This is a genomic window from Streptomyces sp. NPDC033229 (genome assembly GCF_055576875.1).
Map to the genome: position 1 here is coordinate 203,819 of NZ_JBVIQR010000002.1, position 11,555 is coordinate 215,373.

An 11,555-nucleotide genomic window follows, 5' to 3' on the forward strand; every position below is an offset into this window, starting at 1 on the left:
AAGAAGACGAAGGGCAAGAAGGGGGGGAGGGGAATCGATCTCTTGATGGGCGACGGCGCCAAAATCCCCTCCACTTCCACCTGTCTTGGCTTGGCCCCCCCCCCCCCCCCCCCCCCCCCCGCCCACCTGGTGGACTTCGCCGACGAGATCGACGAGGCGTGGCTGGAGGGCGTGCACACGGTCGGTGTGACCTCCGGTGCGTCGGTGCCCGAGATCCTCGTCGAGGGCGTCCTGGAGTGGCTCGCCGAGCGCGGCTACGCCGACGTCGAGGTCATCACGGCCGCCAAGGAGTCCATCACCTTCTCGCTCCCCAAGGAGCTGCGCCGGGATCTGCGGGCCGAGGCGGCGGACCTGTCGGCGGAGCCGTCCGAATCGTCCGGGGCGTCCGGGACCGCCTGAGCCCATCCGCCCGGGCCGTACGGGCCGTACGGGGGGTGTCGCGCGGCGGCACCCCTTAGCGTGGTCGTCATGGACGTATTCGGCGTGGACATCGGCGGATCGGGCATCAAGGGCGCACCGGTCGATCTGGCCCGGGGTGAGCTGGCGGAGGAGCGGTTCAAGGTCCTCACCCCCCATCCGGCGACCCCGGACGCGGTGGCGGACTGTGTCCGCGAGGTCGTGGAGCACTTCGGCTGGTCCGGCGGTTCGATCGGGGCGACCTTCCCCGGTGTGGTGGTCGGCGGGACGACGCGCACGGCCGCGAACGTTTCCAAGGACTGGGTGAACCGGGACGCGGCAGCCCTGCTGGGCGAGCGGCTCGGGGCGCCGGTGACGCTACTGAACGACGCGGACGCCGCCGGGCTCGCCGAGATGCACTACGGCGCGGGCCGCGGCCGCAAGGGCACGGTCATCGTCCTCACCTTCGGTACCGGTATCGGCAGCGCCGTGTTCATCGACGGCACCCTTGTGCCCAACACGGAGCTCGGCCATCTGGAGCTGCGCGGTCACGACGCGGAGACCCGCGCCTCGACGCGGGTCAAGGAGGACAAGGGTCTGAGCTGGGAGCGCTGGGCCAAGCGGGTCGAGCGGTATCTGCTGCACGTCGAGAATCTCTTCTCGCCCGAGCTGTTCGTGATCGGCGGCGGCGTCAGCCGCAAGGCGGACAAGTTCCTGCCGCTGATCAAGGGGGTCAGCGCGGAGATCGTTCCCGCCCGGCTGGAGAACAGTGCGGGGATCGTGGGGGCCGCGATGGCCGCTTCCGCTGCCGGCTCCGCTCCCGCCTTCGCGCTCTGATCAGCGCGATCCTGCGGACGAGGGCGATCAGCGCGGCCAGCAGGGTGCCGGCGTAGAGCCACCCGGCGTTCAGTGAGAGCAGGGTGATCAGCCCCATGAGCTGGGTGCCGAAGCCGCCCCCGCCGCCGCTGATCGGCACCCCGCCGACGGCGTACGCGATGGGCGCGCTGATCGGCGCGGTGACCAGGTCGGCGGGCCGCACCCACAGCGCGCAGGCCGCGCTGCCGATGATGAAGAACACCCCGTAGACGGCGGGGGAGCCGTCCAGCAGCGCCGAGTCCGCCGCGCCGATCGCCAGCATCCCGAGCGCGGTGAGCAGCCCGCTGCCGAGCCCCGTCAGCCGGGCGGCGGGCATCCGCTCCAGCGCCTGCCGCAGCGGCGGCAGCCCGGGCCCGGGCCCCGACCGGTAGACGGTCGCGTGTTCGCCCTGTCCTACGGGGGCAGCGGGGCGCGGCACGGGGGGCGTGCGGCGGGCCTTGCGCTGCGGGGTATGTGTGCTGGGTTGCTCCACCCGACCAAAGTAGGTCGGGAAGCGGGAGGAATCCGGCGTTGGACACGCGCTTTGAGCCACCTTGCCCAAGCGTTCGAAGGACTGCCCGTTCGGGGCGGGGTCACGGCGCGGACCCGTAGACTGGTTGACCGGCCCCGCCGGGGGCCGGGACCCTTTACACCATTCCCGGACGACGCACGGCGAACCGCCGCCCGCGCCGCTACGGGAATCTCGCTACGGGAAGTCGCCACGTGTCGCTCACGATCGGAATCGTCGGCCTGCCGAATGTCGGCAAGTCGACCCTGTTCAACGCCCTGACCAAGAACGACGTACTGGCGGCCAACTACCCGTTCGCCACCATCGAGCCCAACGTCGGTGTCGTCGGTGTCCCCGACCCCCGTCTGCAGAAGCTCGCGGAGATCTTCAATTCGCAGAAGATCCTCCCCGCCACGGTCGACTTCGTGGACATCGCGGGCATCGTGCGTGGTGCCTCGGAGGGCGAGGGCCTGGGCAACAAGTTCCTCGCGAACATCCGTGAGTCCGATGCGATCTGCCAGGTCATCCGCGCCTTCAAGGACGAGAACGTCGTCCACGTCGACGGCAAGGTCTCGCCCAAGGACGACATCGAGACCATCAACACCGAGCTGATCCTCGCGGACCTCCAGTCCGTCGAGAAGGCCGTCCCGCGCCTGACCAAGGAGTCCCGTCTCCAGAAGGAGAAGGTCGCGGTCCTGGCCGCCGTGGAGTCCGCCCGCAAGATCCTCGAGTCCGGCCAGACGCTCTTCTCGGCCGGCATCACCAAGGGCACCGAGCAGGGCGACCTGCTGCACGAGCTGCACCTGCTGACCACCAAGCCGTTCCTCTACGTCTTCAACGTCGACGAGGACGAACTGGTCGACGAGGACTTCAAGAACGAGCAGCGCGCCCTGGTCGCCCCGGCCGAGGCGATCTTCCTCAACGCGAAGATCGAGTCCGAGCTGATCGAGCTGGACGACGACGAGGCGCTGGAGCTCCTGCAGTCCATGGGCCAGGAGGAGCCCGGCCTGGCCACCCTCGGCCGCGTCGGCTTCGCCACCCTGGGCCTGCAGACCTACCTGACGGCCGGCCCCAAGGAAACCCGCGCCTGGACCATCAAGAAGGGCGCCACGGCCCCCGAGGCGGCCGGTGTCATCCACACCGACTTCCAGAAGGGCTTCATCAAGGCCGAGGTCATCTCCTTCGACGACCTGATCGCCACCGGCTCCGTCGCCGAAGCCCGCGCGGCCGGCAAGGCCCGCATGGAGGGCAAGGAGTACGTCATGGCGGACGGCGACGTGGTGGAGTTCCGCTTCAACGTCTGATCGCGAACGCGAACGTCAGAAGGGGCCGCACTCCTGGAGTGCGGCCCCTTCTCGCGTCGATTCACCCGCTCTTGCGCGGCACGAGCTTGTCGAGATCGAGGCCGATCTCGAAGGGCAGCTCACGCTGGAGGGCGTGGCGGAAGATCCCTGCCGGGGCGTAGACGCCGGTCGGCTCGTCCAGCTCGTAGACATGGACGACAGGTGCGCCGTCCTCGTCCTCGACGCACCAGTAGTGGGGGATGCCGGCCTGCGCGTATTTGCGCAGCTTGACCGTGCGGTCGCGGTGTGCGGACTCGGGCGAGACGACCTCGACCACGAGCTGGACGTCCTCCGGCGCGAACCAGGTGCGGTCAGGGTCGTAAGGGGTCGTGGCCACCAGGAGGTCGGGCTCGGGGCGATTGCGTTCGTCGAGCCGGATGGTCATCTCTCGGCCGACCGCGAGTCCTTCCGGTGCCTGCTCCATGAGTGCGACGGTGAGAACGGTGACGAGGTGGCCGTGCCACCACCGCTGCGGCGACATCATGAAGACGAGGGCTCCGTCGATCAACTCGGTGTGGCGGGGGGCATCCGGCAGGCGGTCCAGATCTTCCGCGAACCATCCCTCGGGACGGGGCGGGATCATCCAGTCGGGCAGGGCGGTCATGACTCCACCGTAGCGATTGCGGCCGCACGAGGGGGCGTCGATCCGGTGATCCACAACGCTTGAGGAGCCTCACGTGTCGTAGACCGTGGAGCGGTGTCCGACGTGCACGACCCACACGACCAGTTCGCCGTTGTCGAGGGTGTAGATGACGCGGTAGTCGCCGATGCGGAGTCGGCGGCGCTCCGGCTGGGAGACGAGTGCGGTGGTGTTGAAGCCGAGGGGGTCGGTCTCCAGCTCCGTCAGTTTCGTCAGAATGCGGAGAGCCGCATCTCGGGGAATCTTCCGGAGCTCGGCCCGGGCCTCGGGGTGGAAGACGGTGCGGTACTCACTCACTGCGCGCCAGCGTCTCCCTCATGACGTCCTCGATCGGGATGCCGGCCGACCGGTTCGCCATGCGTTCGTCGATGATGCGGTTGATCTCGCGCTCTTCCCACTGCTGGTACTTGCGCAGGACCTCGATCGAGACGACGGCGGCGACTTCCTTGCCCCGCCGCGTGATGACCGTCGGCGTGTCGTCGCGGTCGGCCCGCTCGACGACCTCGGCCAAGTGCGCGCGGACGTCACGAATGGACTCTATGGGCAGCGGCTGTGTCATGCGCTCAACGGTACCGAGTGTGCCATGTGTACACAACGGCGCAGAGCTGGCGCAGCGCTGGCCCCGCCTCGCGCCGCGGCGCTGCCCGGCTTGGCGCCGTACGGGGCATCCGGGCCGTACCCGTGCCCCCAGCAGTCGTCCGCAAGGTTCCCGCACCCCCCGGCCCCGCCCCGCCGCGCGGTCACGCTCCGTATCCGTGCCTTCCGCGGGGTATGAGGGGATGTGCCCCGGGGCAGTGCTGGGTGCATGTGCGGGCGTCGCCTGATCACACGCCGCTGAGCTGCAATTCACCACATCTAGTGAATCCTTGGCCTTGAGTTGCGGATCACAACCATCGGTTGCCAAGCTGTTGCGGACTGTCAACTTGATGGGAGTGGCCGTGGCCTTCGGTGACCAGCCCGCATATCTCCGCGTCGCCGGTGATCTTCGCCAGAAGATCGTCGCAGGCGAGTTGCCGCCGCATACCCGGCTCCCCTCCCAAGCGCGCATTCGCGAGCAGTACGGGGTCTCGGACACCGTCGCCCTGGAGGCCCGCAAGGTGCTGATGGCCGAGGGGCTGGTCGAGGGCCGGTCCGGGTCGGGGACGTATGTGCGGGAGCAGCCCGTGCCGCGGGCGCTCGTGCGGACGGGGTACCGGTCGGTGGGAGATTCCACGCCGTTCCGGCAGGAGCAGGCCGACGACCGGGTCAAGGGGACCTGGGAGTCGCGCAGTGAGCAGGTGGCGGCCGGTGCCGATGTGGCGCGGCGGTTGCGCATCGCGGTCGGTGACCGGGTGATGCGGACGGGGTATCTCTTCCGGGCCGCGGGGGAGCCCGCCATGGTCTCCACCTCCTGGGAGCCGCTGGCCGTCACCGGGCGGACGCCCGTGATGCTGCCCGAGGAGGGGCCGCTGGCGGGCAAGGGGGTGGTCGAGCGGATGGCCGCCATCGATCTCATCGTGGACAACGTCACCGAGGAGGTCAGCGCGCGCCCCGGGCTGGCCGAGGAGGCACTGGCGCTCGGCGGGGTGCCCGGTCACTGCGTGCTGGTCGTCTCGCGCACGTATCTCGCGGGGGGCTGTCCGGTCGAGACGGCGGACATCGTCATGCTCGCCGAGCGGCACCGGGTCGCCTACCACCTGCCGGTGAAGTGAAGATGACGTGAAAGTGGCGCGGCCGTCCCGATAGCGATTCGAAGGCGGCGACGGAGAGTTGACGTCCGGAAATGCACCCTACGTCGGCTTGCGCCCATGGAAGAATATGCGCACTTTGGCCTAGCTTGTCCTGATTCGGCAAGGTGGATCTTTGTGTTGCAAACCTCACATACGCCCAGGTCAGAGCGTTTTTGCGGAACGGACCGCGCCAATTCGCTCGTACGATGGCGCGGTTTGTGTCGTGCCGTGGGGGAGTAGGAAGAAAAGGAGATCCGGGGCTTGAGTACCGAACAGGGTTCCCACTCGAATTACCGCCGGAGCTTGGGCACGGCGGCCCTGACGGCCGTCGGTCTCGGGTCGATCATCGGCTCCGGCTGGCTCTTCGGAGCCGAGCGAGCCGCCGCGCTGGCCGGTCCGGCCGCGATCCTCGCCTGGGTCATCGGCGCCGTCGTGGCGCTGACCATAGCCCTCACGTACACCGAGCTCGGCTCGATGTTCCCGAAGGCCGGCGGCATGGTGCGGTTCGGCCAGTACTCGCACGGCTCGCTGGCCGGGTACATGGCCGCCTGGGCCAACTGGATCGCCATCGTCTCCGTCATTCCCGGCGAGGCGACCGCGTCCATCCAGTACATGAGCTCGTGGGACTTCGGCTGGGCGCAGGGCCTGTTCGACGGCAAGGAGCTCACCGGCACCGGTCTGGCGTGCGCCAGCGTCCTGGTGGTCTTCTACTTCTTCCTGAACTGGTTCGCGATCACCCTGTTCGCCAAGACGAACAACGCGATCACCGTGTTCAAGGTCGTCGTGCCGGTGCTCACGGCGGGCGCGCTGATCTTCGCCCACTTCGACACGAGCAACGTCACCGACCACGGCGGATTCGCGCCGAACGGCTGGAGCGCCGTCTTCAGCGCCGTCGCCGTCGCGGGCATCGTCTGGGCCTTCAACGGCTTCCAGTCCCCGCTGAACATGGCCGCCGAGGCCCGTAACCCGGGCAAGTCGCTGCCGAAGGCCGTCATCGGCTCCATCCTGATCGCCCTGGTGATCTACATCGCCCTCCAGGTGGCCTTCCTGATGGCCGTCCCGGCCCAGGACCTCACCGCGGCCGGCGGCTGGAACGCGCTGGGCTACAAGTCCCCGCTGGCGGACCTCTCCATCGCCTGGGGCCTGAACTGGCTGGCGCTGCTGCTCTACGCGGACGCCTTCGTCTCCCCGTCCGGCACCGGCATGATCTACGCGGCCACCACCTCGCGCATGATCAACGGTGTCCAGGAGAACGGCCACCTGCCGAAGGTCTTCGGCAAGGTCGACCCCAAGACCGGTGTGCCGAAGCCGGCGCTGCTGCTCAACCTCGTGATCTCGTTCATCTTCCTGGCCGTCTTCCGCGGCTGGGGCTCGATAGCGGAGATCGTCGGTGTGGCCACGGTCATCTCGTACATCACCGGCCCCGTCGCCGTGATGTCGCTGCGCCGCATCGCGCCCGGCATGAAGCGCCCGGTCAAGCTGAAGGCCATGCCGGTCATCGCGCCCATAGCGATGATCTTCGGCTCCCTGGTCATGTACTGGGCGCGCTGGCCGCTGACGGGCAAGGTCATCTTCATCATGGCCATCGGCCTGCCGATCTGGGCCTGGTACGAGCTGCGCAAGCCGTGGGCCGAGCTCAAGCCGCACCTCAAGGCCGGCGCCTGGATGGTCACCTACCTGCTGGTCATGGCCTTCGTGTCCTGGGCCGGCGGCACCGAGTTCGGTGGCCAGGGCTATCTCGCCCAGGGCTGGGACATCGTCGTGGTCGTCCTGATCGCCCTCGTCTTCTATCTGTGGGGCGTGCGCAGCGCCTGGCGCAACCCCACCCTGGTGGAGGTCGAGAAGGAGATGACGGCCATGGCCGAGGCCGAGGAGCGCGAAGAGGCGGAACTCGCCAAGGCGGCCGAGAAGGAGGCGGCGAAGGCGTAGCCTTCCCGTTGCCGAACGCTGATTTGGCCACCCACGGATGCCCGTGGGTGGCCAAATGCGTACCTCTTCGTGAAAACCCGTATCCGCTGCGTAAAGGTCGGGCGTACGCTCGGGCATATGCGGACTGCGGTTTCTTCGGAAGGCGCCGACGGGCGTACGCCGGTGTGCGACGCCACAGCGGAAGGGCGGGGCGATGAATGAGACTGGACCGGTCCTGCCCTGGCTGGTGATCCGCCAGGACGAGAACGGCAACCGCTACCGCGTCGGCCGCTACGCCACGAAGACCGAGGCCGAGAAGGTGGCCGACCGGCTGGACACCCACGGTCACCCGCAGCTCTACATAGTCGAGCGCGTGGGGCGGGCTGTCTCCTAAGTCTCTCAAGGGGGCGGGCGGTCTCTTGGGAGGACGGGCGGTCTCGCTTGAGGACTCGTCGCGTCAGGACTCGTCGCGCGCGGTCTCCCGGTGCGTGCGCGTGGGCCCCCGGCACATAGGCTCCGCCCATGACGACGGTACGTGTGGTGGTGGGTGGAGCGGTCTTCGACCGGGGGCGGCTGCTCGCCGCGCGGCGCAGCGCCCCGCCCGAGCTGGCGGGTCGGTGGGAGCTGCCCGGTGGCAAGCTCGAGCCCGGCGAGAGCGCCCGGCAGGCGCTCGTGCGGGAGCTGCGCGAGGAGCTCGGCGTGGAGGTCGAGCCGCTCGCCCGTATCGACGGCGAGTGGCCCTTGAAGCCGCCGTACGTGCTTCATGTCTGGACGGCCCGGCTGCTGGCGGGTGAGGCCCGCCCGCTCCAGGACCACGACGAGCTGCGCTGGCTCACCCCGGACCGGGTGGGCGAGGTCGACTGGTTGGACCAGGACCGCCCCGCGGTGGCCGCCGCCGCCCGGTTGCTCAGCGCTGGAGTGACCGATTCCGATACGCCATCCGTGCCACAGGAGACGGTCCGGGACCACTGAGGAAGATAGTCAGACCCCAGATGCGGGTATGTGCTGATTATTCTCCCCAAATCCGGTCATACCGGTGGGGTCGCAGCGGTCTGGGAAGTGGTCGGCGTGAGCGACAGCGCAGGGACCTTGGCATCCACGCCCGGATTCGCCGAGTGGAGCTTCCCCGCCGAGCCGGGCGCCGTACGGACCGCCCGCACCCTGGTGCGCGACACCCTTGAGGAATGGGGCATGGCGGGCGTCACCGATGTGACGGTCCTGCTGGTCAGCGAGCTGGTCACCAATTCCCTGCGGTACGCGAGCGGCCCGATCGGCGTACGGATGTACTCGCACGCGGGCCCGGTCCTCCTCGTCGAGGTCTCCGACCCGCTGCCCGATCCGCCCCGCGAGCGCGTCGCCGAACCCGACGACGAGGGGGGCCGCGGACTGCAACTGGTGGCCCTCGCCTCCCGCCGCTGGGGAACCCGTCGCGGGAACACCGGCAAAACGGTGTGGTTCGAGCTGGGCTTGCCCGGTTAGGAACCCGGGGAGAAGACATAGCGGGTTGAGACCGTGCTGTGATCGTGAAGTCCGTGTTCCGAAGGGCCCCTGTGCTGGATACTCGGCCTTCTGATGCCGGTGCGAGCACATGAGCCGGAGGGGACGGGCACGTGAGCGAAAAGCCAGCGGGTACGGCGGGAGCGGGAACGCCGGGGGGACCGGATGCCGCAGCGATGTGGCAGAACAGTCCGCCGGGATCCCTCTACGACTACATTCGCGTGGCGTCCTTCTCCCTCGGGCCCGACGGGCGGATCGAGCAGTGGAGCGCGCGCGCGGCCGAGCTCTTCGGCATAGACGCCCGGCAGGCCGTCGGCAGAGACCCCCTCGAAGTGTTCGCCCCCGCCGTGCCGGGTCAACGCGGCGAGACAGGCGCCCCCTTCCTGGGCGAGGGCGGACTCGACGGCCGTGAGTGGACCGGCCTCGTCCCCTACCGGCGCGACGGCCACGAGCAGGGCCTCGCCGAGATCTATGTGATGCCCACCGAGAACGAGCGCGGTGAACGGGCCGCGCTCTGTGTGGCCGTTGACGTACGGGCCCTGCGGGCGATAGAGACCGACATCGCCGCCTCGGAGGCCGTTTTCGGTCAATCTCCCCTCGGCTTCTTCTTCTTCGGTACGGATTTGACGCTCCTTCGGGTCAACGAGAGCTTCGCCCAGACCTTCGGCCGCCCGGCCGGCTGGCACCGCGGCCGCACCCCGCACGACTTCCTGCCCCGCAACGAGGCCGACCGGCTGACCTCCGCGCTGCGCCAAGTCCTCGACAGCGGCAAGCCGGTGTCCGACATCCAGCTCGTCGGGCCCGTGCCCGGGCGCAGCGAGCGCCGCCGCTGGGCGGTGTCGCTGTACCGGCTGCACAGCGGCAGCGGGCGGCCGATCGGGGTGGCCGCGCTGGCCACGGACGTCACCGGCCGGCGCCGCGCGGAGCGCGAGGCCGCGGGCGTCCGCCGGAACCTGGCGCTGCTCAACGAGGCGGGCGCGCGGATCGGCAACTCCCTGGACCTGGAGACCACGGCGCGGGAGCTCCTCGACGTCGCTGTCCCGCAGTTCTGCGACCTGGCCTCCGTCGACCTCTACCAAGGTCTGCTCGTCGGTGACGAGGCGCCGCCCGGCCTCGCCGACGGCAGTGGTGAACTGCGGCGCGTCGCGTACGCCAGCGCCGTGTCCGGGGCGCCGGTCGACGGGACCGACAAGCCCATCCAGGTCGGCGAGGTGCACCGCTACCCCTTCCACTCGCCGTGCGCCGGGGCGCTGCGGACCGCGCACGTCCAGACCGTTCCGCGCCGGGAGAGCGAGGAGGGGCCCGAGCTGGGGGCGGTCGTGCAGTCGACCCTGGCCGTGCCGATGGTCGCCCGGGACACGGTCGTGGGACTGGTGCAGTTCTCCCGGACGAAGGGCAGCGAGCCGTTCGGCGAGCGGGACACCGCGCTGGCCGTGGAGCTGGCGGCGCGCGCGGCCGTCTGCATCGACAACGCGTGGCTGTACCGGCGCGAGCACGAGCGGGCGCTGATACTCCAGCGCAGCCTGCTGCCGCCCGGCGCCCCGGAGGCGGCCGGGCTGGAGATCGCCGCCCGCTACCTCCCCGGCAATACGGCCACCGAGGTGGGCGGCGACTGGTTCGACGTCATCGAGCTGCCCGGGCACCGCACGGCTCTCGTCGTCGGTGACGTCATGGGGCGCGGCCTGCGGGCCGCCGTCGCCATGGGTGAGCTGCGCACGGCCGTACGGACCCTCGCCATGCTCGACCTGGAGCCGGCCGAGGTGCTCTCCGCGCTGGACGAGATCGCCCACGGTCTGGGCACGCCCGGCGGTAAGCAGTCCGCCTCGCGCGGGGTGCGGGGCAGCGTGCGGGCTGCGGACCTCTCCGAGGTGTACCTGGCGACGTGCGTCTACGCCGTGTACGACCCCGTGACCCGGCGGGCCACGGTCGCCAACGCCGGGCACCTGCCGCCGGTGCTGGTCGAGGCGGGCCGGCCCGCACGGCTGCTGGACGTCCTGCCGGGCATGCCGCTCGGCGTCGGGGGCGAGCCGTTCGAGGAGACCGATATCGAGCTGCCGGACGGCGCGCTGCTGGCCCTCTACACCGACGGCCTGGTCGAGTCCCGTGACCACCCGCTCGACGAGGGCCTCCAGGCCTTCCGCGACGCCCTCACCGACCCCTCCCGCCCGCTGGAGGAGGTCTGCGACCACGTGCTGAGCGCGCTGGACACGCACCACGGCGAGGACGACATCGCGCTCCTCATGGCGCGGCTGCGGGGACTGCCCGAGACGCATGTGGGCGACTGGACGCTCCCGCCCGAGGCCCGCTCGGTGGCGCGGGCACGCGAGATGGCCCGCGACCAGCTGCGGGCGTGGGACATGGAAGACCTGGTGGACACCACCGAGCTGCTGGTCAGCGAGCTGGTGACGAACGCCCTGCGGTACGGGGAGGGGGAGATCCGCCTCCGGCTGCTCCTGGACCGCACCCTGGTGTGCGAGGTGTGGGACGGCGGCCTCGTCCAGCCGCGCCGCCGCCGGGCCCGCGACACGGACGAGGGCGGCCGGGGCCTTCAGCTCGTCGGCCTCCTCAGTGCGGCCTGGGGCAGCCGCCGCACCCCGATAGGCAAGACGGTCTGGTTCGAGCTCGCCCTCCCTGACGGTGACACCCCGCCGCCGGACGCGGTGGAGGCGCTGCTGAGCCTGTACTGAAGGCGCCGCCCG

Annotated in this window: 12 protein-coding genes and 1 pseudogene; 9 read left to right on the forward strand and 4 right to left on the reverse strand. The window is 70.0% G+C overall.

Annotated elements, in window-relative coordinates; all coding sequences use genetic code 11:
* Positions 1 to 120 precede the first annotated feature (120 nt).
* Together ACZ53N_RS02830 and ppgK are read left to right on the forward strand one after the other, a co-directional pair.
* Positions 121 to 399 (forward strand): annotated as a pseudogene (locus ACZ53N_RS02830) (4-hydroxy-3-methylbut-2-enyl diphosphate reductase); the annotation flags it as partial.
* A 69-nt stretch (positions 400 to 468) separates the two neighbouring features.
* Positions 469 to 1,233 carry a polyphosphate--glucose phosphotransferase gene (gene ppgK / locus ACZ53N_RS02835; protein WP_469139177.1) on the forward strand — a complete coding sequence of 255 codons (765 nt, stop codon included), beginning with the start codon at positions 469 to 471 and terminating at the stop codon, positions 1,231 to 1,233.
* Here ppgK and ACZ53N_RS02840 read toward each other — a convergent pair.
* Entirely contained in the window at positions 1,130 to 1,744 is a 615-nt protein-coding gene (locus tag ACZ53N_RS02840) for a DUF6542 domain-containing protein (RefSeq protein ID WP_469139178.1), read from the reverse strand. The genes ppgK and ACZ53N_RS02840 overlap by 104 nt on opposite strands.
* Before the next feature lie 230 nt (positions 1,745 to 1,974).
* On the opposite strand from ACZ53N_RS02840, the gene ychF reads away from it, so the two are divergent.
* Positions 1,975 to 3,063 (forward strand): redox-regulated ATPase YchF, encoded by a 1,089-nt coding sequence (gene ychF / locus ACZ53N_RS02845; protein WP_362219537.1) that lies wholly within the window; start codon positions 1,975 to 1,977, stop codon positions 3,061 to 3,063.
* A gap of 61 nt (positions 3,064 to 3,124) precedes the next feature.
* On the opposite strand, the gene ACZ53N_RS02850 is transcribed toward ychF, so the two are convergent.
* The 3 genes from ACZ53N_RS02850 to ACZ53N_RS02860 form a co-directional block, all read right to left on the reverse strand.
* Complete coding sequence (locus tag ACZ53N_RS02850) at positions 3,125 to 3,706, reverse strand: Uma2 family endonuclease (protein ID WP_469139179.1); 582 nt, start codon at positions 3,704 to 3,706, stop codon at positions 3,125 to 3,127.
* A 69-nt stretch (positions 3,707 to 3,775) separates the two neighbouring features.
* A complete protein-coding gene (locus tag ACZ53N_RS02855; RefSeq protein ID WP_469139180.1) occupies positions 3,776 to 4,039 on the reverse strand; it encodes a type II toxin-antitoxin system RelE family toxin in 264 nt (87 codons plus the stop codon).
* Entirely contained in the window at positions 4,032 to 4,301 is a 270-nt protein-coding gene (locus ACZ53N_RS02860) for a type II toxin-antitoxin system Phd/YefM family antitoxin (RefSeq protein WP_469139181.1), read from the reverse strand. The genes ACZ53N_RS02855 and ACZ53N_RS02860 overlap by 8 nt, the downstream gene beginning before the upstream one ends.
* Positions 4,302 to 4,680: 379 nt before the next feature.
* Here ACZ53N_RS02860 and ACZ53N_RS02865 point away from each other — a divergent pair, with 379 nt between their 5' ends.
* From ACZ53N_RS02865 to ACZ53N_RS02890, 6 genes are all read left to right on the forward strand, one after another.
* A complete protein-coding gene (locus tag ACZ53N_RS02865; RefSeq protein ID WP_469139377.1) occupies positions 4,681 to 5,433 on the forward strand; it encodes a GntR family transcriptional regulator in 753 nt (250 codons plus the stop codon).
* Positions 5,434 to 5,712: 279 nt separating this feature from the next.
* Entirely contained in the window at positions 5,713 to 7,380 is a 1,668-nt protein-coding gene (locus ACZ53N_RS02870) for an APC family permease (RefSeq protein ID WP_469139182.1), read from the forward strand.
* Positions 7,381 to 7,573: 193 nt separating this feature from the next.
* Positions 7,574 to 7,753: an SPOR domain-containing protein gene (locus ACZ53N_RS02875; RefSeq protein ID WP_130879686.1), complete on the forward strand. Its 180-nt coding sequence runs from the start codon at positions 7,574 to 7,576 to the stop codon at positions 7,751 to 7,753.
* A 128-nt stretch (positions 7,754 to 7,881) separates the two neighbouring features.
* Positions 7,882 to 8,331, forward strand: a complete 450-nt coding sequence (locus ACZ53N_RS02880; protein WP_469139183.1) for a (deoxy)nucleoside triphosphate pyrophosphohydrolase — start codon at positions 7,882 to 7,884, stop codon at positions 8,329 to 8,331.
* Positions 8,332 to 8,418: 87 nt separating this feature from the next.
* Complete coding sequence (locus ACZ53N_RS02885) at positions 8,419 to 8,838, forward strand: ATP-binding protein (protein ID WP_356450148.1); 420 nt, start codon at positions 8,419 to 8,421, stop codon at positions 8,836 to 8,838.
* Between the two features lie 194 nt (positions 8,839 to 9,032).
* A complete protein-coding gene (locus tag ACZ53N_RS02890) occupies positions 9,033 to 11,543 on the forward strand; it encodes a SpoIIE family protein phosphatase (RefSeq protein ID WP_469139184.1) in 2,511 nt (836 codons plus the stop codon).
* The last annotated feature ends 12 nt before the right edge of the window (positions 11,544 to 11,555 follow it).